The 23,985-nt window shown below is 58.3% G+C and carries 19 protein-coding genes and 1 pseudogene; 7 read left to right on the top strand and 13 right to left on the bottom strand.

The annotated features are described in order from the left end of the window. Positions 1-750, bottom strand: coding sequence for a DUF8453 domain-containing protein (locus AC1RJY_RS09780; RefSeq protein WP_498602215.1), 750 nt, complete (start codon positions 748-750; stop codon positions 1-3). Beyond that, entirely contained in the window at positions 653-1,120 is a 468-nt protein-coding gene (locus AC1RJY_RS09775; protein ID WP_498602296.1) for a hypothetical protein, read from the bottom strand. Before AC1RJY_RS09775 ends, AC1RJY_RS09780 begins: the two co-directional genes overlap by 98 nt. A 152-nt stretch (positions 1,121-1,272) precedes the next feature. Here AC1RJY_RS09775 and AC1RJY_RS09770 point away from each other — a divergent pair, with 152 nt between their 5' ends. The 3 genes from AC1RJY_RS09770 (at position 1,273) to AC1RJY_RS09760 (ending at position 3,014) form a co-directional block, all read left to right on the top strand. Further along, a complete protein-coding gene (locus tag AC1RJY_RS09770; protein ID WP_498602214.1) occupies positions 1,273-1,473 on the top strand; it encodes a helix-turn-helix domain-containing protein in 201 nt (66 codons plus the stop codon). A gap of 20 nt (positions 1,474-1,493) precedes the next feature. Beyond that, positions 1,494-2,165: a DUF3800 domain-containing protein gene (locus AC1RJY_RS09765; protein WP_498602293.1), complete on the top strand. Its 672-nt coding sequence runs from the start codon at positions 1,494-1,496 to the stop codon at positions 2,163-2,165. Between the two features lie 219 nt (positions 2,166-2,384). After that, positions 2,385-3,014 carry a hypothetical protein gene (locus tag AC1RJY_RS09760; protein ID WP_498602213.1) on the top strand — a complete coding sequence of 210 codons (630 nt, stop codon included), beginning with the start codon at positions 2,385-2,387 and terminating at the stop codon, positions 3,012-3,014. A gap of 85 nt (positions 3,015-3,099) precedes the next feature. Here AC1RJY_RS09760 and AC1RJY_RS09755 read toward each other — a convergent pair whose 3' ends face one another. Continuing rightward, positions 3,100-3,603, bottom strand: coding sequence for a hypothetical protein (locus tag AC1RJY_RS09755; RefSeq protein ID WP_498602212.1), 504 nt, complete (start codon positions 3,601-3,603; stop codon positions 3,100-3,102). Between the two features lie 12 nt (positions 3,604-3,615). Beyond that, positions 3,616-4,752, bottom strand: coding sequence for a hypothetical protein (locus AC1RJY_RS09750; RefSeq protein WP_498602211.1), 1,137 nt, complete (start codon positions 4,750-4,752; stop codon positions 3,616-3,618). Positions 4,753-5,823: 1,071 nt separating this feature from the next. On the opposite strand from AC1RJY_RS09750, the gene AC1RJY_RS09745 reads away from it, so the two are divergent. The 3 genes from AC1RJY_RS09745 (at position 5,824) to AC1RJY_RS09735 (ending at position 11,019) form a co-directional block, all read left to right on the top strand. Beyond that, positions 5,824-6,717: a hypothetical protein gene (locus tag AC1RJY_RS09745; RefSeq protein WP_498602210.1), complete on the top strand. Its 894-nt coding sequence runs from the start codon at positions 5,824-5,826 to the stop codon at positions 6,715-6,717. Between the two features lie 444 nt (positions 6,718-7,161). Then, complete coding sequence (locus tag AC1RJY_RS09740) at positions 7,162-8,655, top strand: hypothetical protein (protein WP_498602209.1); 1,494 nt, start codon at positions 7,162-7,164, stop codon at positions 8,653-8,655. 219 nt (positions 8,656-8,874) lie between these two features. Beyond that, the gene (locus AC1RJY_RS09735; protein WP_498602208.1) at positions 8,875-11,019 is read left to right on the top strand and encodes a KAP family P-loop NTPase fold protein; all 2,145 of its coding nucleotides are present in this window, start codon (positions 8,875-8,877) and stop codon (positions 11,017-11,019) included. A 513-nt stretch (positions 11,020-11,532) separates the two neighbouring features. Here the strand turns inward: AC1RJY_RS09735 and AC1RJY_RS09730 are convergent. Beyond that, positions 11,533-11,772 (bottom strand): annotated as a pseudogene (locus AC1RJY_RS09730) (zinc-ribbon domain-containing protein); the annotation flags it as partial. A 285-nt stretch (positions 11,773-12,057) separates the two neighbouring features. Here AC1RJY_RS09730 and AC1RJY_RS09725 point away from each other — a divergent pair. Next, entirely contained in the window at positions 12,058-12,327 is a 270-nt protein-coding gene (locus AC1RJY_RS09725) for a hypothetical protein (RefSeq protein ID WP_498602207.1), read from the top strand. Positions 12,328-12,432: 105 nt separating this feature from the next. Here AC1RJY_RS09725 and AC1RJY_RS09720 read toward each other — a convergent pair whose 3' ends face one another. From AC1RJY_RS09720 to nrdH, 8 genes are all read right to left on the bottom strand, one after another. Next, a complete protein-coding gene (locus tag AC1RJY_RS09720; RefSeq protein ID WP_498602206.1) occupies positions 12,433-13,026 on the bottom strand; it encodes a hypothetical protein in 594 nt (197 codons plus the stop codon). Further along, positions 13,023-14,606: a hypothetical protein gene (locus tag AC1RJY_RS09715; RefSeq protein ID WP_498602205.1), complete on the bottom strand. Its 1,584-nt coding sequence runs from the start codon at positions 14,604-14,606 to the stop codon at positions 13,023-13,025. The genes AC1RJY_RS09720 and AC1RJY_RS09715 overlap by 4 nt, the downstream gene beginning before the upstream one ends. Continuing rightward, on the bottom strand, positions 14,522-15,991 hold the full coding sequence (locus tag AC1RJY_RS09710) for a hypothetical protein (protein WP_498602204.1): 1,470 nt from the start codon (positions 15,989-15,991) through the stop codon (positions 14,522-14,524). The genes AC1RJY_RS09715 and AC1RJY_RS09710 overlap by 85 nt, the downstream gene beginning before the upstream one ends. Positions 15,992-16,308: 317 nt before the next feature. Then, the gene (locus AC1RJY_RS09705) at positions 16,309-19,080 is read right to left on the bottom strand and encodes a DEAD/DEAH box helicase (protein ID WP_498602203.1); all 2,772 of its coding nucleotides are present in this window, start codon (positions 19,078-19,080) and stop codon (positions 16,309-16,311) included. A 574-nt stretch (positions 19,081-19,654) separates the two neighbouring features. Next, positions 19,655-20,629, bottom strand: coding sequence for a class 1b ribonucleoside-diphosphate reductase subunit beta (nrdF, locus tag AC1RJY_RS09700; protein WP_011775019.1), 975 nt, complete (start codon positions 20,627-20,629; stop codon positions 19,655-19,657). Positions 20,630-20,751: 122 nt separating this feature from the next. Further along, positions 20,752-22,893: a class 1b ribonucleoside-diphosphate reductase subunit alpha gene (gene nrdE / locus AC1RJY_RS09695; protein ID WP_014922016.1), complete on the bottom strand. Its 2,142-nt coding sequence runs from the start codon at positions 22,891-22,893 to the stop codon at positions 20,752-20,754. Positions 22,894-22,904: 11 nt separating this feature from the next. Next, positions 22,905-23,375, bottom strand: coding sequence for a class Ib ribonucleoside-diphosphate reductase assembly flavoprotein NrdI (nrdI, locus tag AC1RJY_RS09690; protein WP_014922017.1), 471 nt, complete (start codon positions 23,373-23,375; stop codon positions 22,905-22,907). Between the two features lie 63 nt (positions 23,376-23,438). Continuing rightward, the gene (gene nrdH, locus AC1RJY_RS09685; protein ID WP_011775022.1) at positions 23,439-23,681 is read right to left on the bottom strand and encodes a glutaredoxin-like protein NrdH; all 243 of its coding nucleotides are present in this window, start codon (positions 23,679-23,681) and stop codon (positions 23,439-23,441) included. Positions 23,682-23,985 lie beyond the last annotated feature (304 nt).

Here is a 23,985-nt window from a genome sequence, read left to right as displayed (position 1 = left end):
CTAACGGTCGTCTGGCGACAGGCTTCGGACAGCCTCAACGCCTTTCTCGACGGACTTTTTGATCTCCTTCAGCTCCTTCGCGACTTGCCCGATGTGGCCAGGATCTCGCAGGGCTGAGAACTTCATATCGTCGTAGGAGAGTGTGTAAACATAGGGCTCTACGGGTCCGAAGGGGCCGTCGAACGCAATCTTTACCTCGTGGCGCGTGAGCACACCTTGGTCGTATATGTCGGTGTGGGAACCTAGGCTCCACCGCATCTCCCTGCCTGGCGGTAAAGCAGAAAACCCGTCAACAAAGCCGGGAAGCCCGGCAAGGTCCATGTCCGCGAGGTTCTTGGCTCTCCCCACCATTGGATCGAGAGTGATCTTGACGTTGCGCGCCGTGGTTGGACCCTCATTCTTAATGACAAGATCCACCAGCCAGTACGAAATGGGGTCAACTCGATAGTCCACCCACACATATGGTTGCTGCTGATCTTTATACAGCTGCTCCTGCATCTCCGTCTGGCGTTGCCCTATCTTCACCTGGTCCTTCGCGGCTTGAGCCTGTTCCTTGGCAGAGTTGGCTTGCCTGGCCGAGAAAATCAAAGCCATGACGGCAATAACCGCCGCTGCTACAGCTACCCAATCTCCCGCATCCAAAGCACCAGCCCTACTTTGCGGCCAGCTTGGATAACACGTAGTCCAACAACTCGAGGCCGTCCGTTCGGCCTTCCAGTCGTTTGCCGCTAACCTCGATGCTTGGCTCATCGTCCAAATGGATGGAGAAATGCACAGCTTCTGTCTGGCTGGCTGTCTTGCCGGCCGGCTGGTATCGGTTAAGGGTGACACCCTTTAGAGCCGTCCACGGAATGACTCGAGTGACTCCTTCGGACGTCTCTCCGCTTGGCACCTTTTCGGAGGTATCTAAGACTATGTACGGCTCCGCGAATGCGACGATCGAAAAGCGCGTTTCCTCGTCCACGGTCCCTACGGCCCACAATATTCGACTGTCGCCTATTACTTTGCTGACTCGCATCTCGGCGTTAGTCGCCATCCTGCTGGTGGGGTTATTCCAACTTGGATCCGGCCAATCTAGAGTTTGACGGCTTATGTGGCGAGCGAGTTCATCGGTATCCATGCGCCCCTCATTCAGGTTGTATAGATCAGTAGGTACCCGTCAGCCTTCCACGAGATTCAATTAATAACAACCATCCCAAGAAATTACTGCGCGATTCTGCGTCTACTATTGTTTGGTTGCTCTTTCCTTATTTGCCTGCGCATAGTTTGGTGATGAGCCAACAACTAGAAATCACGTTGCCAAATCAGCCCCTACTCATAGAGGAAGCAGCAGCAGCCCTCCGCATGTCGGTGACAACCCTCCGGGAACTCCGAAACAGAGGCAAAGGCCCCAAAGCTCGGCTCATCGCCGGGAAGCTCCTCTTCCGGGTCAACGACCTGGACCAATGGCTGGAACATCAACCTGAAAGCTAACTGCTCCTAACAACGCGCTCATCCCCCAATATTGTCGGTGGGTTAAGGCAAGATGGGGAGGTGCATATTTCATCGATGACTCGGGCGACGGCGGCTTCAAGTTCGAGTCAGGCTCCAGCAGCCACCTCATCATGGCCGCCTGTGTCTTCAGGGACCCCTCAGAGATTCTGAAGCTCAAGGCCTGCATGGAAGCCTGTGCGCAAAAGAACGGGCTCAAGACCGAGTTCAAGTACTCCAAAACCAAGGAACGCGTAAAGGACTGCTTCTTCGAGTGCACGGAAGGCATCAAGTACAACATCAGGGCCATCGTGATGGACAAATCCCGGATCTACAGCGGGCATCTGCGCAACAATCCTGCTGCACTTAAGAGCTTCGCCATCCGACAACTGCTCAGCCACGGGTTCGGAACGATACATGGAGCCAAAGTTGTCATCGACGGCCAAGACACTAAGGCATTCGGTATTACGGACCAGGCCTACCTTATGGCCATGGCCAACCGGGCACGGCCGGGAACAATCGCGAAAGTCGAGTGGGCTGACTCAAAGCAGAATGTTGGCATTCAGTTGGCGGACATGGTCGCGGGAGCTATACAACGGGGCGAGCGGACTCATAAGCCCGCGAATCCGAAGCATTTGAAGCTGATTCGTCCTCGCTCGTACCAGCCGAGCGGATCGTACTGGGATTTTGGCTGAGGGAAAAGGGCGACCCACCGACCTATCTTCAGGAAGAAGCACGCGCACCATACGGAGACTATTCAGTCGGCGGGTCTCTGTGCACTAATCATTGCACGCGCTTTACCCACATTTCAACCGGGTTTATCCACAGGTTGTCACCAGCTTATCCACAAGCAGGCCAGTGTTCGGGGGTGGCTGCTCCATTACTGAAGCGTAGGCGGAGGCAAGATAGTACTCATGAGTGAGCACCCCGAAAAGCAAATCTTCCGCGTCCCGGAACACCATGAGGGAAGTCTCAGCATCGAAAGAGCCGAGGAAATCGCGGAAGCAGAGGCAGCCGGGATCCCTATCGAGGTGACCCCTGAAGAGCGTGCTGAGCTGGACAAGGCCAACAAGATGCTCAGCGAAACGATGCAGGGATTCAATAAGGCCTTCACAGGCAACCTCATGGGGAGCTTCAAGAGCATGTACGACCGGTTGAACTCCATTTCCCCGGACAGTAACCAGGTCAGCTTCAGGGACCGCGTCGATTCTCACCGGCAGGACTTAATACCGCAGGTTTACACACCGACGTTCGACCCGGCACCATACACGGTGCCGCAAGAGACTTGGGATGAAATTGCTGAAATCAAACAGCAAGAGCGAGACCGCGAAGAGCGGAACAGTGTGAATATCCAAGCCACGGCCGACGTCATGAAGGACATGTTGGCTGAGATGGGCGCCCAAGCAGAGGAGGCTGCAGCCCGGGACCTTCAAGCCCAGAAGGCTGCCGGCCGGAACTTCCTGGTTGCTATCGGCTCGCTAGTCTTCGCCGTCCTCGCGGTGATAGCCCCATTCGTCATCGAAGCTATCAAGGGCTGGAAGTAAAAGTCTGCCAACGAGTGGCCTGGGATTGTGAGCTGATTCAGTATCAGTTCACAGCCTCCAAGAACCGGCCGGCCCACCTCTGCAGCTAGATCTGGCCGACGTCTTTGCCACCGTCCGCGGTGGCAAGCTCAGACCATCGGTGCAACATCAGTGTAGATCTCCGGTGGAGGTCCCTGACGAGTTCCTTCTTCGACATCCCTGCGAGTTTACTTGCGATGTACTTGTCGTAATCTGAGCCCTTCGTATGGGCGGCCACCCTTGAACGGAGCTCCTGAATTTCTCTGAGCAAGGAAAGGTCCTCATCGGCTTGGTCGTAGCCGACCTTCTCGAAGAATCGTTGGAGCTTTCCCAAGCTTCTTTCGTTCTCGGGTCCCTTGCCGACAACTCTTCCGATCCCTTTGTCGTTCAGGAAATCAACAAGAAGTTTCGCCAGGATCATCAGCTGGTCTTCGAACTCGGTCTGAGTTTCATTGAGGGGAACGTGCAACCTATCCAGGATCCCCTCGTCGATCTTGTGAGGATTCCGATGCAGCTGCCATCCATGGACCTGGAGCCACCGTGACTGAACGTCCTTGTAAGCCCGTTTCAATTGATGGTCAGGCTACTCCGCGTCGGCCCACTGCCCCAAGAACGAACGGCGAACATAGCTGCCGCTCATAGCCCCTGAGGGTGCCACGTTGAATGCTCGCCAGTACTGACGCTCGGACTCCGGAAGGTCCCCACCCAAATCCCCCAAGAAGACGGCCACGTGATCGCCGTGATCGTTGTCCAGCCTTAGGTGCCAACGGCCTGTGCAGGATATGGACCCTTCTGTCACCGCGTAGAGCTCAGGGTTGTTGTAGTACTTCTGCAGAACTTCGCTACGGAAGAAGACAGGTGTGAGGTAGTTTGGCGCGTCAGGGTTCTTCCCAAAGTAATCGCCCAGTTTGTCTATTTCACAGGTGAACTTGATGGTCCGACCGACTTCATCTTCCCCGATGATGAATTCCTCGTAGGTTTCATCCCGAGTCTCGTATTGCCATAAGTTGCAGTGTTCAATCGGGGCAGGACCGAAGTACTTTTTGGCACGGAATAAGGCCGCTGGGTAACTAAGGCTGACGCCTACATGGTTGAGCCCGGCAGAATCGGCGTTCTTCCATTTCGTGTTGAATTGCTCGAAGTCACCGTCCTGGCTCAAGGCGGGGAAGTGACTGATCGTTTCGGTGTAGAGCCACAAGTCGAGCTGTTTGAGGGCTCGGAAGCGAGCGAGGTACGGAGTCCTAATACGGACATTTCGTCCCGACACCTCGACAACAACATTCTCAGTGCCATCCTTTTCAACACTGACGAAGTTTCCTGAAGCCCTGTCTTCGAACAAGTCAAAGACCAGCCGGAACTCCTGGTTCAGGATTACCTCGGCCTCACGGGTGCCTGCTCTGTCGGTTACGATGACAAGCGGTTCCCAGCCGTCGTCGTTGCCGAATTGTACGTATGACGTTTGACGCGTCTCGCCGAAGGATGTGATGGTTCCGGGTCGACCCCAGCCAATAAGGACATCCCAGCCCTCTTCGTCCAGGAACTCGGCCCTTAACGCCGGAGGAGCAAGTACAGAGTAGGCGACTGTCGAGACCGGCCTGGTGGACACTCCCTCGCCGGCGTAGACCACGGTCCATGGCTCTGTGCCGGCCCGCATGAAGTCGTCCATAAGCTTTTCGCCACGCAGCGCCTGCAGCTCCGTATTGCTGAAAACGTCAGCCAAAGTCCTCATCCTTCTTTCACGAGTCCGTCATCTTGTCTAAAGCACTGACATTCAGAGCACCAGTTGACACACCCGTGCGAGTGTCGAAGGTGGTTAGGACGGGGGCTCCTGATCCAGACAACCTTCATGGCGGACGTCGCGAGAATCAACCTGTTTCCGGCGCTGAACTCGGGGGGCACGGACCGGTTTAGTCCCTAAGTACTGCCCTGCAGACCTCTGTGTACGGGGCGGCCTGCGGCAGCTTCCGTCGTCCGTCGAGGCTGCAACACGTCGTGGCCCGCCTAGTTTCTCTTTTACACGCGTTTAGTCCTACGGCTAAATTTAGTCGGAGGGCTAAATCTGGGTCAATTCTGTCGATGAAGAGTACCGAGACCACGCGGTCGAGCTCACCTTCGAAGCTTCTTCCCTTCTCCGACTTTGGCGACGAGAAAACGCCGCCCCTGACTCGTCCGCCAATATTTGGTTGAGCTCCCGAGGGCGGCTATTTGCCACTTTCGACGGGTATGGCTGCAATGGTCCGCGGTGGGTGCGCTCCGAAGGAGCCGCGGGAAAGAGCGGCTCCAAACATCGGAGCATCGGTGTGGCCCACGTCGCCGGCAGCCGCTGAATGGCAAGGGCTTGCCCCTGGCCTACGGGAATTGGCTAACACCTTGCCGAGACAATTACGGCCACCCTACGGTAGTTCCAGTGCGGGGACGGCGAGGCAGTATGGGGGGTATCACTGCAGGGTTCCGCGGATTTCACAATCGTGGCGCCATAGAAGCCTTGTGAAATCCCGCGACAGGGAGGCCGCCACACCGCATCCGACCCAAACGAAGCCGTGTGGGATCCAGGACAGGGTGAAGCGTGTTCGCTTCCCGTCGTAATTATGATCCCCAAGCTCTACGACATAAGCCTCGTGCCCGAGGTTCTGCGTGCGCAGTTGTACGTGGAACTGATTGTTGAGCCAACGGACGAAGCCCTGAGGCCGCTGGTGCCTTTATCCAGCCAACTTCAGGGAGCGACCTGCTCGATCCCGTGTCGTTTGCCTGCCGGGCCGTTTCGCGTGTGAAGGCCGTTACGATGGTGGGCGTGGCAGACAAAGACACAAAGTTCATTTCGGTCCCCGTCGCTAAATGGGCGATTAGCGACCTCAAAGCGGCAAAGATTCACTCGTTCTTTTTGCCGTACCTCGTTCTTCGACGCCACGCTGTCCTATATGGGTCGACCACTAATCTGCAACCTTCTTGGGCAGAAGAAGTTGGCAAGTTCCTCGAGGTACCCGGAGGCCCAGGCACCAAACCGTACTATAGGCCGTTCGTGGACCAAGACGTACGTGATGAATCCCGCTATTGGATGAACCGTAACCTTTCCGGATCTTACGGGACAGCTTCTATACGGAAGCTTGTCGGCGAGGTCGTCAGCGGTTCCGGCGGTGACTATCATCTGTCGGAGAAACATCTGCAAAAAGCATTCACAAACCTGCTGGGTGGATCTCCGGTTAACGCGCAGGCGCTTGCCGCTTTCCTCTTCCGGGATTACGCATTCATGTCGGCGGGGCAGGATGATGAACAACTGCTCGTAGACGCGCTAAGGCACGTGTTCAAGTTCGACAAGTCGCCTCAGGGAGAGAAGGACTTCCGCGCACTTTTCTCCACGGATGACGCATCGCTGCTCGGGTCAAATCTCTTGTCTGCATGGTCTGAGGACCCTACGTATCAGGTTTTGGATTTGATGATTCCCACGTCCGCCGCTGACGACGACTTCGTGGCGTGGCAATCTGTCAGCACTCTGGGAGACATGAGCCAAGGGCCAATCCGCAAACTTTCTGCCACTGACCTTGGTATCGGATACAAGGTGTCGACCAGCACGGCGCACGCATCTAATGATCCCAGTACCACCACCCGTAATCAACTTCACCAACGCCGCCGCGCGGACCTCTCAGTGGAATGTATTCGGCCGGGCACGGGCATCGGCCGAATTTGAAACGAACAGAGCGTCCGGCGCCACATGAGGCACGTTGAACAATCCAGCTCCGTCACGCGGCTTTGCTCCCGGCTATCACTGGATGCTATATCCAAGGGATAGACCCAACGCGGGTCAGGGAGTCCTGGTTTGGATACCTGATCGCCTTCGCACGTATCAGCCCTTTCCAGGATGGACAAAAGCAGATTGATCACGCCCGATAGCGCCACTACCGCACGCGATGAAGTGACTACCGACGAAGCGGCCGCCGACGATAGGCCATCCCTCCAATACTCTGGACACTTTCGCGAGCATGCCCTGGAGAAGATCTCCTCGAAGTGCAATGGCTGGCGGTGGTACTCGCCGCCGCTGTGGCTGCTTCGAAAAGTGCGCAGCTCCAGTATCGCGAAGCGAGCACCACGATGGGCAAGAAGGGCCCTGATACGGTCGCAAAACTACATCGAAGTGTTCGAACAGCACGAGCTCAACAAGGCGTGGCCGAAGTCCGATCCGATAAAGAACCTCGAAGTGCCCACGGATGAGCGGGTAGAAATACCCGGCGTTTGGGCCGTTGAGTTGTTCCCTCCCAGCCATTCGCTAGCGCTCCGCTCCCGCTTTAAGAAGAACCGGTGGGACAAACCCCGGTTGGCGGGTGGGCTGAGCCAGGGAAACGTCCAAATGTTGGACATTTCCCGTTCAGGCCGCGGATGGGACTGGTGGATTCTCGGTCGGGTCCCCGCTCACAGCTCCAACGATGCTCAGCTGTTCCGACGACAACTTCCCAAACAATTCGAGAAAGTAGAGGTGGCGGCCGTCAGCATCGGCGGTGGCTTGACAGCCGTAGTTGCCCACTTCCAAATCTCCGCTAAAGCCAACGACGAACTGGATGGCCGGTGGCATCACAGCTTCAAACCGAGAATTCGTTGGTTGAGAGGGGTCCCACGCGCACTTGACCGGAAACATGTTGCGATCGACAAAGCGAAGAGTGCGCGAAGCAATATTGACGCGGCCGCCCGTCGCTGGCTTAAGAAGGCCTGCCCCGGCTACTTCGCCGCCAACAAAGAGCCGCACCTCGTACTGGACCTGATGCTTCTCAACCGGCACGACCCAATAGCCTGGGGAGCCAATCACGACGTCTTTGGGGCCTTGGGACTCACGAATCAGGATTCAGTCGTCCGGACATCTCCGACGCTCCCGGGGTTACTGCTGACACCCTCCACGTCGAACATCTTCGGGGACGGCCAGGACCGGACGTGGACGCTTTGGGGCCAACGCTCCCACGCCTACGGCAGCAACGCACTGTCAACCAGCGCCCATAAGCTCCTGCGGAAGACCATGGTCACGTTCGCCCTTTCGGCGCTCCTCGACAGCATGGAAGACGAATATTCCCGACTGCGCGACAGGGCACATCAGCAACGGACAAAAGTCCGACGCAAGGACTTGGAGAAGCTGAGATCTGACTTCCTGACAACGAGCCTCGACGTCTCAAGTGCGGTTCGTGACATCACCGGTTTCCACGCCCGCGCTCAAGCCCAATCCCCCGAGACTAATGAAGAGCATCGCTTCGAGACCAGACACGCCCCAACCCCGGCGCCCGGTGGCGAGAACAAGTTGCAGCCCGGCGGCCTGGTTGACGAGAATCTTGCAGCCCGGCTGCAAAAGAACCAGTTGGATCAGTGCGAGCGGCTAACTAACCAGGACGTGGAGTACCGCGGGATCCTTTCCACCGTGGCATCCTTGGGAGCCTCCATTGACGCGTTCAAGCTCGGCCGTCATGCTATCCGCGTCGCTGTGGTGTCGCTTGTTGTCGCAACTATCACTTTCTTGGCTGCCGATATAGATAAAGACTCAGTCCTGGTAACCACGACCAACGCGCTAGTGGACATGCCCGTGGTCAAGAAACTGTGCGAACTAGTGTCGGACGCTTGGGGATGGCTCCTGCAGACAGTCGGTATATAGCAAAACTTCCATGGGGGTCCTGACGTTACCGTATGGCGGAGGGCCCGGTACAATCGCCGCCACGACTAGTCGGCATCATCCGGGCCCTCCTCATAAGGTTGGAACTGCCCTGGGCATTAGTCAAGGTCGTTTATCCGCAGCGATTGCGAGTCTCATGCCCCGAACGACTTCCCGTCCGATGGTCCGGGTCCGATGATCTGAACGCATAGACTCGCTGATGTGGTTGAACCTTGGGCGGACGCCCCACTGACAGATCCGAACAAAGACAAGCTCGATCGTGGTCCCTTTGTTAAGATGGTAGCCAATCTGATCGAGGGGCTTTCCGACAGCAATGACAGCACAGTCCTTGGTTTGGTCGGAGCATGGGGATCGGGCAAATCTACGGTCCTTCACTACATAACCAGGCGACTGGACAGCACCGTCAAGGTCGTCCGGTTTAACCCCTGGTCCTTTGAGGACGACGAGGGCCTGCAGGCAGGCCTCTATTCCGCGATCCTGGAAGCCGTTCCCGTTGGTTCGCACGAAAGCGTCCAAAAGAAGGCCATCGAGGTACTCCGGCGAGGCGCCCCGGCTTTGAAGGCGATTCCCGTCGTCGGCACCGCCGCCGCGGAAACACTCCGGGAGTTCCTGCCCAGCAAATCATGGGACTCCGCCTTTACCGACCTTGCCAACGCCATCCGGGAGGCAAGCGTCAAAATCCTCGTGGTCGTGGACGACGTCGACCGTTTGCAGCCGAAAGAACTTCTCCTCTTGATGAAAACTGTCCGGCTCCTCGGTCGCTTTCCACGGGTCAACTACCTGCTCGCCTATGACAGAAAATCAACCATCCGGACTCTCCGCAATGCTCTGGGTAGCGATTCGGCTGGCGCGGAAGACTATCTGGAGAAGATTGTCCAGTACCCGCTGGATCTGCCGGCACCGCAGCAGCGGTTTCTGCAGGAAATAGTGTTCAACAGTCTTGGCCCCAGTTTGGACAACGCCTCCGCCAACGGAGGCGGGTCTACGCCAAAGATCCGGTTCGAGTCTTTCTACCGCGACCACATGTGGGCCTCATTGACCACGCCGCGGGCATGTCAGAGATTTGCCCTCCAAGCAAGAACGTTTCTACCACTGGCTGGCGGGGATGTTGATCCGGCCGATTTCTATGCTCTGACGTTCCTGCGGCTCTTCTTCGCGGATTTGTACAACATGCTGCCGATGTGGGCGAACGACCTAACGATCAACCAGGGGTCATCGCAGATTACGACAGTACTGAAGGACGAGAAATGGGTGGAGAGGATAGTTGCATGCGGCTTTGAAAAGGACGTAGCCCATGAGTTGGTTGAGGCCCTCTCATCCATCTTCCCTCAAGCATTCGCCAAGGATGCTCCGGGATCCTCAGGGGCGAACCGGGACTGCCGAGCCTACGAGCAAGAATACTTCAAGCGCTACTTCACGTTCTCACTCCCGGCAGGCGATGTATCCGATGTTCTCGTCAGAAGGGACCTGGACCGCGTTAGCAGTGGCGAAGTCCATCACGGCGGAGGTTGCCCGGGAACGTTCGATCATCCTGTCGAAGACACACAAATGCTGGCGCTTAGAAAAGCAACACGCCAGACAGATTACGAGGCGGATTTGCGTCCATTGATCCACTATCTCAGTCAAGGGTTGGCGCAGCGGCCTGTCACCTTCGATAGGTACATCGGAAGCTTCGACCTCAAGGTGACCTGGCTGGCCAAGCTCATCCACCGCCAGGGGGCCTGGGATCCTGCCGACGTTCACGACGTGGTGTCACGTTTCCACCGCCCCGCCGCCTTAGGGTCGACCCTGACACAAGTTCGGTCCTTGACCCGGGAACAGGATCACCTAGCTGCAGCCCACAAACCTCACGAGGAGGATCAAGACATATTTGTCACCGCGTCATTTGCAGACGCTCTCGTTCAGTCCTGGCTGGAGCAAGCCACCACCTGGCTCGTGGACCAGTGGTGCAGCGAGACCGCGGACATACCGGATGCCGAGCGTCTCGACGTATGGAGTTCTGTCTTCTCACTGGAGGGAATGGTTCGTCTCCAAAAGCTGACATCTGAGGCGTTAGTGTCAGGACGTCTGTCGCTGGCGGGATTGGCCGCCAAATTCGTCATGCCGCTTCCACTCCTCGATAAACATCGAGCTCCTGACCCTGAGCTCGCCTTGGACATACACAAACTGGAGGACACCGTTCCGGAGGATCTCTTGCTGACACTGATTTTGGACGACACCGCCCGACCGGGCGAATCCGATGACCAATCACCAGAAGCCTCAGCACGGCGCACCAGGCTCGGAATTGAGGGCTTGGTCACCTGGAGGGCTGAACGTGCAGAGCAACCGACAGTTGCTCACACATGACCGGGGTCCTTCGAACGATGGCACCGGCAGTCACAGCGGCGGCGGGCCTCAAGGCTAAGGCGCCGCACCGTGACTTCTTCCCAGCCCTGCCCGAGTATGGGTTCCCCTGACTCCCTGGCCAGGTCGACTACCGACGTCGGGGTCGCTCGGTTGAGTCTTGCATCCAGGGTGACCCGTAGCTTCGCAGCGGCACGGTCGACACGGCGCCACCCATTCGCTTCGCTGGCAAGCTCGGCACGCGACATTGCGTGTGGGTCCTTGTGCCCGCAAGAACAAAGATCATGTTCACCCCGGGTGAGAAGGTCGCCGGTAACGACGGATCCTCTCGTATGCCTGCCAGCCATCACCCGCAGCCTTTCTCCAGGACTGATTCGTCTTCATCTGTCCTCTTTATAAGAGTCCTGCGGCACTACAGGGGAGTCAAGGCGGGATGGGCCAGTCCGGTCTCAGCTGATCGCCTCCGATCCGGCGGACAGGCTGTGCATCCCCCGGCGCGAAGCCGGTTGCGGAACATCATGTGCTGATCATGGCCGTGAGGGCAGGTCCACCACCAAAGTCTGCTGCCCGGCAGGACCTCCTGCGCCGAACGCCCCCGTTCTGTCCACTGTTCCAGTCTTTGGCAATGGCCGGATACTGGGTTGCAAGGTCGTTGAAGCCTACGAGAAGCTTCCTTTTGGAGCAGTACGGGCACCCGGCTTTCTTGTACCCGGTCCTGTTCACGGGAAAGGCCTCGTACGAGTGGCCTCGGGGGCACCTCCAGAGTGATGTACGGGTGAGGACCCGTCAACGTTCCCGGGCCAATTCCTTGACCTTGGAACCTGCTCCGCCTACTCTGGCCGGGTTGGAGATGACACAAAGTACACGGTCCGCTCCGGCGACCTGTTATGGACAGTTGCGGTGGCTGCAACCACGCAACGACACCCGAAGGGCCACGATCAACTCGTGGCTCTTTGTTTGCACCCGCCAACGGCGGACAATCGACGGATGACCTAGGAACTGAGCAACGATGACGTCGGCCGCTTTTTGGTGAGCACTGCCATGGGTAGCCAATATGTCATCGACCTGACCGCCAGAACCATGGAACGTCACCCGTTGGCTACAGAAGCCGCTCAGGATTTTCAGGACCTCGAGCCGTCCCAGTTGCGCCGCGATGCTGAAGTGTTGGACCTGCTCATGCTTGAATCCTGTTCTGTGGGCGAGCCCGCCCGTTGCTGGATACAAATCCGCGACGACCACGTTGCGACTCTCCGAACAACCTCACCGGTTGTCAGCATTGAGGCGCTGCCGCCCCTGTTGAGTGCGCACTGACACGCTCCCGTCCGGCCATGAACCACCGTCCGCCCCTCGGGAAAGCACCAACGTCACACCGGTGATGCTTCACTTCCACGGGTCTGGACCGATGCTCCAGCCACGTCATTCCAGGGTGATCCGGATCCACGCAGTATCGCGGCGGGGTCGGATGTCGTCCCCGCCTGCGTTGTCGAGTTCCCCTGCCTCGATGAGCCGCTCCGTGAAGGCCAAATAATCACCGTAGTTGAGCCGGTCCCTTACTGCGGGATCGAGTCGGTTGTAGAGCACCTCGGGATGCAGAGCGAACCCTTCAAGCCCGGCGGCTGCGGTTTTAAGAGGAATGAACAGTTGCCGGTCCTGTCGGTTCAAGCGCACTTGTTTAAGGTCCACCAGAAGGGGTAGGACCGCAGGAAGAAGCTCCAGCGGTATCTGATCGGCCCCAGCGACGAAAAGGCCGGCACCCACGACAGCTGATGTAACGAACGTACGAACGATGGACGTGCCAAGATTTATCCGCCAGCCTCCGGGTCGCATATGGAGTTCCCCGGCAATGTTGTCGGCAGCGCTGACCAGGATGTCTTCGCAAATGTCCGCCATGTAGTTATCGGCTTTGATGCCGAGCGGGGCGAGCACATCTGAGCTAAGCCATTCGCGGTCGAACTCTTCAGGAATGTCCCGTTCCGAGAAATAGTCATACAGGTTAACGGTGGTCGTCATCGGGTGTCTCCTGCGGTGAAGGAAAATAGTCGTTCTTCAAGAAGAATATGGGCAGCAGAGAATCGGACCAGCGGCAGGTCCCCTAGCGTGTCGTCATGCCGGGCCCTCCCCGCCGTGCTCTGGGATTCGTTGAGCCACAGCGACAGTCCGGAACTGTACAGCCGGCTCACCGGAGAGATGTAAATGCGCGATGAGCTGGCGCCGTCTTCAATCTGGAACACCAGCAGACGAACCATCCCGACCCTGGTCTCGATCCCAACCATCGCATATCTCACCGTCAAGGCAGTCTCCCGCAGCCACCCCTGCAGGTTCACGGACGGGCGTAGATCGCATAGAACGGAGGCCTGTTCTCGTCCGAGGAGCGGCTTCCAGTACTGCTGGACGGGCTCCTGGGCCAGGGAAGACATGGCAATGCTGACAACCACGGCCCCGGCGCCGGAAATCGCGGTTGGGCTCTGGTCCGTCACGTCGAGGACTTCGACGGTGCCATCTTCACGTACGCGGCGCAGAACAGCCACGTGGGGTGCATCGCTGAGGGAACCACCGCCCAGCTGATACTGCTCGAGCAGGCGCTGTCGGGGGCGGATGGCGAGAAAAAGGTGCTTGCGGTCACCGTCCCCGGCGAGAAGTTCAGCGGGCGGTGTGCCCGCGGGCAGAACAACTGCAGGCAGTGGGTCCTCAAGGACCAGCGTCTCCGATTCGACGGACATCAACGCAATCAACGAAGACGGCACGTCGGCAGCGTTCTCAGGAAGCCCTATAGCCTTGCGAAGCGAATCCACGTGTGGGAGGTGCCCGTCGTAAGGCAGCGTCGGGCAACCCGAAGACTCAAGGAGCGCGCGGCACCATTCATAGGCTGCCCGGTTGAGCTCACCCCACCCCGGGTCGCTCTCATCTGCGAAACGCTCCGGGCTCATGTCGACAGCATCGCCGGCCCAGCCCTCCAATGGTCCCCAGCCATGCTGGGAAAGCGCACGCTCCAGGCGTTGCAGTCTGACATCTGGCCGCATGGTGTGATCAAGCATGCCCGCCGTGAGCGTCGAAGGGTCCTCAGCAGCAAGAAGTCCAGTAAGGGCGGCCGGTTGCATACAAGCGCGGGCGACCGCTTGAGTAGCGTGCATGGCCAGATATGGGCCATGCAGGGCTTGCACGCGCCTTTGAGAACGGACCAGGTGCCGTGCATAGATGGGAAACGCTTGCCTCAGAGTTTCAACTCCCCATCCGGCAGGAATCGTGGACATCCAGGTGGCGTATTCCTCATGAACTCGGGCGGAACCGCGCTGCAGCGCCATGGCCTGTGCGAGAGCCTGCTCCTTTTGATCTCGTGTTGCCCGTTCCTGGAGCAGCGCCACCGTGCAGCCGTAAATAGTCGTCATTTGAAGCCTGTCGTGCATCGCTTCGTGCATTGAAGCAACGAGTACGTCCGCTGCCTCTGCGTCGTCACCGACCTCGATGCGCCAGCCGCGGTGATGGTACAGACCGGAAACCTCTCGCATCAGGTAGACGCCGTGCCGTTGAAGCGCAGCGATGACTCCGTACCGAGCACTGAAGCGGATACAGCGGACAGTACCGACATCCACTCGGACCAGTCGTCGTCGTCCATGATGAGGCGCCCACCGAGAAGGTCCGTGAGCTGTCCGGCAAGAAGCTGGATGGTGAGGTCGTCGGCGATGGCCAGGATGACGTGGGGATGGCCGTCCACGTGGAGAATGAGGGCTTTCACGGTGGGGTCGGCAAGCCCCATGTATGCCCCATAGACCCTCTCGTCAGCACCGAGCAAACGGCCGGCGCCGATAGTTCCCAGGAATCCTGTGTCCATCAACACCACCGTTGGACGGGAGTTCAGTACGGGCAACCACACTTTCTGCCACCCGCCCTGGGCGAAGCAGCTGGCTGTGATGCAGTTCGCGAGGAGGTATTCTTCCGGCCAAGCCTCTGCCAGTTCTCGGTAGGCATTCGGGCTTGGAATCGTCGCATTCAGTATGAGGTCCTGCCCATCGTGATCTACGAGCAAGCGCACCGCAAAGATCGGCGTCCGTTGGTCCTCGTGGTCGACAGGGTCGGCAGCCAAGAACGTGAACGCTTCGGATAGCTGCACCGGCATTCGCCCATGAATCAGCAAAAACGGTACCGGCCCTGCTGCGCTCAGACCCATCACATCAGCACTGTCCACGTCAGTCCCGATCTCGGCAAGAGCCGATGACCACGGCTCCTCGCGAAGTCGCAGCTCCGTCGCACTGAGGATACGCTGCACAGATTCGGCATCACTGAGCGCCCGCTCACCTGAGTCCTGGGTGAGAGACATGGGGATGCCGCGACTGGTAGCCGCGTGAACAAGTTGCCCAACCCCGGCTAGGTGGTCGTTGGCTGGGACGTGGGCCAAATCGCGCAGCCGGGGGTTTGAGGATACTACGCTGTTGATAAACGTTTCCTCCCAGGTTTTCCACGCAGCCTCGAGCAGGTCATCGGTCGCCTCGAGAGTCAGCGCATCGATTGATTGTCCATAGGTGCGGAGAAAACCTGCGTCTGCCGCTTTCACCGCGTCAATGATGGTTGCCGGGCGAACACCGCCGAAGCGGCGAAAGCGCTGGTCGGGGTGCCACGCGGATGGGATGTCAGCCAGCCTCACTGCGCGCGGGTATAGATCAAATACGAGCGCCAGCACCGGTGGGCTCATGCAGAATCGGGCGACGGCAGTGGCGGCTATCTCTTTCCGGTGCCCTTGGGGTACATGCGTGAGGAGTCGCTCCATGCGCACCATCAAGGGACGGTAGATGGGATACGCTTCCAAAACCTCTTCGACGTTCTCGTGGCGTAGCCCGGCATATGAGGCTGACATGAAGCTGGCGAATGCTTCATGGATGACGCTGCAGCTTCCCACGAGCTGCGCGAGAAGGGCAGTGTCCCAACCGGGGTGTTCGGCGGCGAAATGGATGAGTGATCCCCACGCCGTGTCATCGTTCAATACTTTGTGGTGGATCTCATGAAGGGCCGTAAGGTGATGCTGTGCGGTGACGCTTCCTTTGAGACTCAGCGTATAACCGCCCGGGAGATACCGCCCGGACGACTCCCCGTTCGTGCCCTGAAACAGCAGACAACAATTCGCATCATCAGCGCTGATGGGCCCGGAATCGGCCGCCCCAAATTCGTCCTCAGGCAATGGAGCTAATTCGCTGACAACCGGTTGGTCTGGAGGCTGGGTGTGATCCACGGCATCATTTTCGCACGCGAGCAGCCTAGAACGGGCTCTCAATCACCGTGGTGGATTCCTGGAGAGTCGACTTATTTGTCCGCCGGAGAATCTTGCGGGCTGATTGCTGGCGCCTTAGGATCTGCGCTGGGACTTTCGCAGGCCTTTTTCTTGTGGATGCCCTTTTCATTTCCGGACTCGGCCTTATCCTCGGCGGGAGTCGACTCTTGGACGTTGTCCGGAGTCACTTCCGCCTTTGTCCCACCTGAGACCGGCTCCATCGAAAAATACTTGAGGGGATGCCTCATGTAGTGCGCAATCCACTGACTCGGTAGGCACCCTTCTTGCTTTAGAGCTTGCAACACTGTCAGGACTTCTACTCCGTCACCCATCGCCCGGGCAGTGGCCCACGCCTTTTCCAACCGGGCCAGCAGAGTTGAAGGCTCATGGAGCGGCAACATGAATACGTCCTCGCCCGCGACGGCCATGGCGCCCGCATCGGCACTCGTTTGAGGGGTGACGTAGCAGATGAAGGACGACTCGGGGGCCTCTTCCGTACGTTTGGTGGCGGTAAAGGTCAGATGAGAACTAGCCTCCCGGGAGTAGCGGGCGGGAACCTTTCCTCCCGGCTTTGCTTCGCTCTTCGCCTCCCAGGCTACCCACAGCAGGTCACCGAAGATCCATACAGCATCGGGGGCTGCTTGCTCTCCGTTGTTGCCGAACGACTCGCTTGCACCGGCCAGCATTCCCAAGGTGACTAGACCGCCCTCGAAAGGCTTGTAGCTGTTTTGGTTGAGCCCCCGCACGGCCTGGTCCAGCTGATCCCGGGTTTCTCGCCCCCACGTCTTCGCCTTGATCCTGTCTACAATCTGGGCGGCGGCGAAGCAGTCCAGTTCGTCGTAGGACTCGACGGACACCCCGTCCTGGTCTTCCGGGTCGAGGTGCCTGAACCAAGTTGTCCCGCGGGCGTGCTCCCGCACGTTGGCGAAATGCTTAACCGCGGCCCGATGCAGTGAGCGTTCAGAGTCTCCTCGCTGATCGGCCAGCATCAGAGTCCAACTGCAGGCCAGCAGGAACCATAGCGCAGCGTAGCGTCCGGTTTTCGGGTTACGGGCCAGTTCATCCAGCACCGCGCGTGCCTGCCGCAGCGCGCTCTCAAGATCCCCTGACCACAAGGCGTCCATTGCCTGCACTTCGAAGGAGGCGGCACTGGCCAATTCAGCAGTTCCGTGGGGACTGACACGTTTCTTCATCAGGCGGTCAGTGGCGATTTGAGCGTCGACGGCGGACCAGGCTTCGCTCTGTGCCAGGAAGGCAGCCATGTTCTCGTTGACGTCTGCGATGTCACGGCCAAGGCTCTCCTCGCGGCCAAACTCTATTTCAGCCTGGATTTCTTCCCGGAACGCCTGCAAGACCTCAGGGCGGTACATGAAGTTCGTCAACTCAGTGCCGAGAACGACTACGGTAGAAAAATCGTGTTGATTCCTCGTGGCCCGGCCCATGCCCTGCACCAGCCGGGTCCTGATCCGTTCCTGAAGGACGTTCTGGGCGCCGAGTGAGTTGTATTGGAACTTCTCCTGCAAATCGCTTTGAGTGGGGAGGCCGGACAAAATGACCAGCCGGCATGCTTCGTTGGGGAGATCGACCCCGTCGTAACGGTTTGCGAGATCAAGGATCGACTTCTCATCGTTCGTGAAGATTGCCATGTCATTCTCGACGGTGTGCCCGTTCAGACGAGTAAACCCTTCAGGAATTGATTTTTCGAGCACGTTTGAAGATTCAGTTGCGCTGGGAGTAAGAAGTGCCGTACGGCCATGGACTTCGATAGTCTGCTTCACCCACGGAGCGAGAAGGTCTGGGTCATCATTCAACTCATTGGTGACAGCCGGGAACACAAAGAACCTTCGGCCCGTGCCTTCTTTGTCCCAACCCCGCGGGATGGGCATCCTGGCGATGTCAGGGACTCCGAAAGAACGCTCAAGCTCGCCCCCCTCCCCCAATGTTGCGCTCATGAAGATCCGGCGCTGGGGCGAACTGAAAGCATCGTGTGTTGCTGTGGGGCAGATAAGAGGTCGAATCTCCAACTTTGAGTGGGATACGTAGACCATGCAAAGTCCAAGGTTGCCCCCGATCATGGACGTTCTGTATCCGCGGTCCTTGTTCCCATCCGCCGCGATGGCAGCCTGCAGCTGGGGCTGAGCCGCGAGGACAGCTCGGGGTGAGACTAGGTAGACGCTGCCGTCGTTCCGGAGGCTGGATCCGTCGTCGCGGAGGCTTTCGACCGTCGCGGAGTCCAGACCGGCAGAGAGCGCAGTCAGTGAGGTGAAGTAAAGGGACTCTGACCGCGAAACTGAGACGGTCCAGGCGGACGAGACATAGCTGGAGCCGGCGTGGGCGTCATCGAAAATCAACGTGCCGGTGTCCCGGATTTTCGGGTATGCGTTGAAGACGTGGCTATAGGTGGCGACCGCAACAGACTGGGCACTGGTGAACTTTGCCCGGTCCGCCGGCGGCCAGCCCGACGATTTTCCGGTCAGGTCTACGGCTGAGATACCGTAGGACACCAGTTTCTCGTGGGCTTGCTTGGCCAATTGCCGGGTTGGGCAAAGATATGCCACCGGCTTATGCTCTTCCCGCCTGATCCACTCCGCGATCAAGCCGCCCACCAAGGTCTTCCCAGCACCGGTGGGAAGCTCCAGAGCAACATTTTCGTGGCCCCGGAAGTGTTCGTGCCAGCCGAGGAGAAGTTCCTGCTGATGTCCCCAAAGATAGGCCGGACCTGCATTGGTCTTGGCGATCTGCCTGTAGAGAGCCTCCGGGTCGGCTGCCGCTACTGACTGAATTTTCGTAGTCCTAAAAGCCACGGTCCTGTCCCCCTGCTAAGAGCCGCCGACTGACCTAGCAGGAGAGCATCTTCCTCGACCCCGGAAGCCTAGACTCTAGGCGCGAGCATCTGTCAGCGCGACGGACAAAATTTGATGATAAAGGGACACCAACGCATCTGTTGTCCCCGGTGCTTCTACACGCGATGCCGGCTTGCCTGCTGAACGCAGACCAACCCCGGCAGGCCGCGGTGTTCACGCCGACCTATACGGATGAACGTGGAACCAACAGCTATAGCACCCTGGAACGTGTCATATGGCCGAGCAACCCCTAGGAGCCAACTCTGAACGCCGCACACACAGCGCACCGCACGGGGCCATGCTCCATCGTTGCCTCAGCCCTCATGTTCCAACACCAGTCGGGGTGCCCCCGTCAGAGAGTGACAGGGGCACCAAAACACACGGACCGATCGACGGGAGCTTAGGAGAAATGGCCAACTAACTTGTCCATAGGACTCGAAAGCGGCCAAATAGCCTGTCCGTTGGCCAACTTGTCTGGCCAGTGGCCACCTAAGTTGTCAGAATGGCCAACTAGCCTGTCATCTCACAGGAGGACTTAGAACTCCCAGTCCTCATCTTCCGTGTTGACAGCCTTGCCAATCACGTAAGAGGAGCCCGAGCCGGAGAAGAAGTCGTGGTTCTCGTCAGCATTCGGGGACAGGGCCGACAGGATGGCCGGGTTCACATCGGTGACGGAAGCCGGGAACATGGCCTCGTAGCCGAGGTTCATGAGGGCCTTGTTGGCGTTGTAGTGCAGGAACTTCTTGACGTCTTCGGCCAGGCCGACGCCGTCGTAGAGGTCGTGCGTGTACTGGACTTCGTTTTCGTACAGCTCGAAGAGAAGCTCGAACGTGTAGTCCTTGATTTCCTGCTTGCGGGCCTCGGAAACCTTCTCCAAGCCCTTCTGGAACTTGTAGCCGATGTAATAACCGTGCACGGCCTCATCACGGATGATGAGGCGGATGAGGTCGGCCGTGTTGGTCAGCTTGGCGCGCGAGGACCAGTACATGGGCAGGTAGAAGCCGGAGTAGAACAGGAAGCTCTCCAGCAGTGTGGAAGCCACCTTGCGCTTCAGGGGATCGTCCCCCTGGTAGTAGTCCATGACGATCTGGGCCTTCTTTTGCAGGTTCTCGTTTTCGAGGGACCAGCGGAAAGCGTCGTCAATCTCCTTGGTGGAGCACAGGGTGGAGAAGATGGACGAATAGGACTTCGCGTGCACCGACTCCATGAAGGCGATGTTGGTGTACACAGCTTCTTCGTGCGGGGTGATGGCGTCCGGAATCAGCGAAACAGCGCCCACCGTGCCCTGGATCGTGTCCAAGAGAGTGAGCCCGGTGAACACGCGCATGGTGAGTTGCTGCTCATCCGGCGTCAGCGTGTGCCACGACTGGACGTCGTTGGACAACGGCACCTTTTCCGGGAGCCAGAAATTGTTGACCAGGCGGTTCCAGACTTCCACGTCCTTGTCGTCCTGGATCTTGTTCCAGTTGATGGCCTCGACGTGTGTCAGCAGCTTGACCTTTTCGGTCATTTCATCCCCTTTAAGCGATGGTTTTCTTGAGATAAGCCTACGACGGCGGGTGGAAACCCGCCGTCGTACGCTTTAGTTATGAGGGTAGCCAAGGCCACCATAAATCAACCTATAGGGGTTGATCACAACATGCAGCTAACGCAGCCCTCCACCTCAGTGCCCTCCAGCGCGAGCTGACGGAGACGGATGTAGTAGAGGGTCTTGATGCCCTTGCGCCATGCGTAGATCTGCGCCTTGTTGATGTCACGCGTGGTGGCGGTGTCCTTGAAGAACAGCGTCAGGGACAGGCCCTGGTCCACGTGCTGCGTGGCAGCGGCGTAGGTGTCGATGATCTTCTCGTAGCCGATTTCGTAGGCATCCTGGTAGTACTCCAGGTTGTCGTTGGTCAGGTACGGAGCCGGGTAGTAGACGCGGCCGATCTTGCCTTCCTTGCGGATTTCGATCTTGGCGGCCACCGGGTGGATCGAGGACGTGGAGTTGTTGATGTAGCTGATGGAACCGGTGGGCGGCACGGCCTGGAGGTTCTGGTTGTAGATACCGTGCTCCATGACGGAAGCCTTCAACTCGCGCCAGTCATCCTGGGTGGGGATGTGGTGGCCAGCGAAGAGCTCGCGGACGCGCTCCGTTTCCGGAACCCATTCCTGCTCGGTGTACTTATCGAAGAACTCACCGCTTGCGTAGGTGGACTTCTCGAAGCCGCCGAACTTCTGGCCGGTCTCGATAGCGAGTCGGTTGGAAGCGCGCAGAGCGTGGAACAGCACCGTGTAGAAGTAAATGTTGGTGAAATCCAGGCCCTCTTCGGAACCGTAGTGGACGTGCTCGCGGGCCAGGTAACCGTGCAGGTTCATCTGTCCGAGGCCGATCGCGTGGCTCTGGGCGTTGCCTTGAGCGATGGACGGAACCGAGTTGATGTAGGACATATCCGAAACAGCGCTGAGGGCACGGATGGACGTCTCGATCGAGAGACCGAAGTCCGGCGAGTCCATGGTCTTGGCGATGTTCATGGAACCGAGGTTGCAGGAGATGTCCTTGCCCACGGTCTCGTAGCTCAGGTCCTCGGCGTAGATGGACGGCGAGGAAACCTGCAGGATCTCCGAGCACAGGTTGCTCATGGTGATCTTGCCGTCGATCGGGTTGGCCCGGTTCACGGTGTCCTCGAACATGATGTACGGGTAGCCGGACTCGAACTGGATCTCCGCGAGGGTCTGGAAGAACTCACGGGCGCTGATCTTGGTCTTCTTGATCCGGGAATCGTCAACCATCTCGTAGTACTTCTCGGTCACCGAAATATCGGAGAACGGAACACCGTAGACCTTCTCGACGTCATACGGGGAGAAGAGGTACATGTCCTCGTTCTTCTTGGCGAGTTCGAACGTGATGTCCGGAACCACAACGCCCAAGGAGAGCGTCTTGATGCGGATCTTCTCGTCTGCGTTCTCACGCTTGGTGTCCAGGAAGCGGTGGATGTCCGGGTGGTGGGCGTGCAGGTACACGGCACCTGCACCCTGGCGGGCACCGAGCTGGTTGGCGTAGGAGAAGCTGTCTTCGAGGAGCTTCATCACGGGGATGACTCCGGAGGACTGGTTTTCGATCTGCTTGATCGGGGCGCCGTGCTCACGGATGTTGGTGAGCGAAAGCGCTACGCCGCCGCCACGCTTGGAGAGCTGGAGCGCGGAGTTGATGGCGCGGGCGATCGACTCCATGTTGTCTTCGATGCGGAGCAGGAAGCAGGAGACGAGCTCGCCACGCTGCGCCTTGCCCGCATTGAGGAACGTGGGGGTTGCCGGCTGGAAGCGGCCGTCGATGATTTCATCGACGAGGCGGTTGGCCAGGTCTTCGTCGCCGCGTGCCAGGTGCAGGGCAACCATGCAGACGCGGTCTTCGTAGCGCTCCAGGAAACGCTTGCCGTCAAAAGTCTTCAGCGTGTAGGACGTGTAGAACTTGAAGGCGCCGAGGAAGGTTTCGAAGCGGAACTTCTTCTTGTACGCGCGGTTGAAGAGATCACGGATGAAGTTCATCGTGTACTGGTCGAGGGTTTCGCGCTCGTAGTACTGGTTCTTCACCAAGTAGTCGAGCTTCTCTTCCAGGTCATGGAAGAACACCGTGTTGTTGTTCACGTGCTGCAGGAAGTACTGGTGCGCAGCTTCACGGTCCGCTTCGAACTGGATCTCGCCGTTGGGGCCATACAGGTTCAGCATGGCGTTGAGCTCGTGATAACCCAAGCCCTTGAAAGCCTCAGGCAGCGGCTTCTTGACCGTGTCCACAGCGCCCCCGGTTACTTCTGTTTCTGCGACAGTTGTGTCCAAAACTTTTCCAGCCCTTCGTTGACCCGCTGAACGTCTTCCGGCGTCCCCATGAGTTCAAATTTGTAAAGATGCGGCACTTTGCACTTCACGGAGATGATGTCTCCCGCTGCGCAATAGTTGTCCGCGAAATTGGTGTTCCCAGCTCCGATAACACCGCGGATCAGTTCCCTGTTCCGCGGATCGTTCAGAAATCTGATGACCTGCTTCGGCACGGAACCCTCGCCGTTCGTTCCGCCGTACGTGGGCAGTACAAGGACGAAGGGTTCAAGGGCCTGAAGCGGAGCATCCTGGGCATATAGCGGGATACGTGCCGCATCCCTGCCCAGTTTCCGGACGAATCGTTTGGTGTTCTCGGACGTCGAGGAAAAGTAGATGAGGTGACTCCTCGTGGTCACAGCTTCCGCAGCATCGCGTACGGTTGCCGCTGCCAGCGGTGCCATGGGAGTCACCTCGACTACATAGGAATTCTTAGTGTGCTGTGGTGGCGAAGTTTGAATGGAAACTTAGGCCACGGAGGAAACAGCCTGGGCCAGTTCCTCGATCTTGTCCGGGCGGAAACCAGACCAGTGGTCCTGCTCGGTCACGACAACCGGAGCCTGCATGTAGCCCAAGGCCTTCAGGCGCTCGAGGGCCTCGGCATCCTGGGAGATGTCGACACTCTGGTAGGCAATGCCCTTCTTGTCGAGTGCCCGGTAGGTTGCGTTGCACTGAACACAGGCCGGCTTCGTGTAAACCGTAACGGTCATGATCCCTGTCCCCTTAGTTGAAGTCTGTCGCTCTTCGTATCTGGCGGGCTCAACCGGAACTAGTTTCTGAATCCGATACCGGCCCGCGGGCTGCTGTGGCAGCCAACACGCTTATTTAGTCTTGTGCTGGTTTCCCGCTCAATCCGTAAATCGATACTACATGTAGTGTAAGCGCCTCGCCGGAACCCCAAGATGATGTATTACAAGTATGTCATTCAATCCACCGCTCGTCCACAGGCAAGGGCTCTCAAAATGTCCGTGATTCCGCCGAATTGAGAGATGTCATCCACACCCTGTGGACTAC

Source organism: Arthrobacter sp. GW822-FHT05G07, from assembly GCF_058799755.1.
The sequence above is the reverse complement of the archived record's forward strand: the minus strand, read 5'-3'. Positions and strand labels throughout refer to the sequence as shown.

Coding starts and splice junctions, on each gene's coding strand:
- AC1RJY_RS09780 (WP_498602215.1), bottom strand. CDS start 750: ATGAGCCAAGCATCGAGGTTAGCGGCAAACGACTGGAAGGCCGAACGG.
- AC1RJY_RS09775 (WP_498602296.1), bottom strand. CDS start 1,120: ATGGATACCGATGAACTCGCTCGCCACATAAGCCGTCAAACTCTAGAT.
- AC1RJY_RS09770 (WP_498602214.1), top strand. CDS start 1,273: ATGAGCCAACAACTAGAAATCACGTTGCCAAATCAGCCCCTACTCATA.
- AC1RJY_RS09760 (WP_498602213.1), top strand. CDS start 2,385: ATGAGTGAGCACCCCGAAAAGCAAATCTTCCGCGTCCCGGAACACCAT.
- AC1RJY_RS09725 (WP_498602207.1), top strand. CDS start 12,058: ATGGGTAGCCAATATGTCATCGACCTGACCGCCAGAACCATGGAACGT.
- AC1RJY_RS09720 (WP_498602206.1), bottom strand. CDS start 13,026: ATGACGACCACCGTTAACCTGTATGACTATTTCTCGGAACGGGACATT.
- nrdF (WP_011775019.1), bottom strand. CDS start 20,629: ATGACCGAAAAGGTCAAGCTGCTGACACACGTCGAGGCCATCAACTGG.
- nrdI (WP_014922017.1), bottom strand. CDS start 23,375: ATGGCACCGCTGGCAGCGGCAACCGTACGCGATGCTGCGGAAGCTGTG.
- nrdH (WP_011775022.1), bottom strand. CDS start 23,681: ATGACCGTTACGGTTTACACGAAGCCGGCCTGTGTTCAGTGCAACGCA.